The 929-nt window shown below is 76.2% G+C and carries 1 protein-coding gene; it reads right to left on the bottom strand.

Features of this window, described 5'->3' with window-relative positions:
- Positions 1–134: 134 nt before the first annotated feature.
- Positions 135–929 (bottom strand): AAA family ATPase (locus OZN99_RS32480; protein ID WP_270939304.1); only part of this gene is annotated, 795 nt, incomplete at its 5' end.

Genomic DNA, 929 nt, shown 5'->3' with positions numbered 1-929 from the left:
CACCTGGCCGCGCAGCACCTGCAGCGGGCCCTTCTCCTCGGTCCGCGCCGGCGCGGCGGGCAGCGGCTGCGGCACGGCGGGAGCCGGCTGCGGCGCGATCCGCAACGTGCCGTCCGCGCGGCGGCCGAAGGCCCTCATGCCCGGCGTTCCCCGATGCCGAACCAGCGCAGCACCGGCGGTCCGCGCCGCTCGACCGCGACGCCCGAGACCTCCCGGACCAGCGGCAGCAGGGCACGGCGGAAGGGCGGGCAGAGCTCGACCGCCGGCTTGCCAAGGTTCAGCGCACGCAGCATCGGCTTCGGTAGCCAGGGCAGGGTGCAGTCCGGCCGGCCGCCGAGGCCTTCCTCCACCAGAGGCAGGCTGAGGCCGCCGGGGATGCCGAGACGGTTCAGCACCAGCAAGCCGTGCGTGCCCGCGCCCATCCCCGCGACCATGCGTTTCAGCGCCAGCGCGTCGCGCACCCCGGCGACGTCGGGCCCGAAGCAGATCAGCGCCTGGCGCGCGGCGGACAGCACCGACCGCTCCACCTCGCCCGGCGGGCCGGGCAGGTCCACCACGATGGTGTTGAAGCGGTGCCGCAGGAGGTCGAGCAGGCGGCGCACGCTCTCCGCGGTGGTCGCCGGGTTGCTCTCCATCGGCTCCTCGGCGGCGATCACGCGCACGCGCTCGGCCACCGGGATGGCGGCGCGCTCCAGGAACAGCGCATCCACGCGGTCCGGCTGTTCCAGCGCGATGCGCAGACCGCTGCCCGGCTTGATGCCGAGCGAGAGACCGATGGTGCCGCCGCGCAGGTTCAGGTCCACCAGCGCGACATGGCCGCGCGTGGCGCCGGCGACGGACAGCGCCAGGTTGGCCGCGATGGTCGTGGTGCCGGCGCCGCCACGGGCGCCGCAGACCGCGACGACGCGCCCGCCGCGGCCGCCCGAGTC

Origin of the sequence: Falsiroseomonas oryzae (assembly GCF_027856955.1) — a bacterium.
GTDB classification, from domain to species: domain Bacteria; phylum Pseudomonadota; class Alphaproteobacteria; order Acetobacterales; family Acetobacteraceae; genus Falsiroseomonas; species Falsiroseomonas oryzae.
The sequence above is the reverse complement of the archived record's forward strand: the minus strand, read 5'-3'. Positions and strand labels throughout refer to the sequence as shown.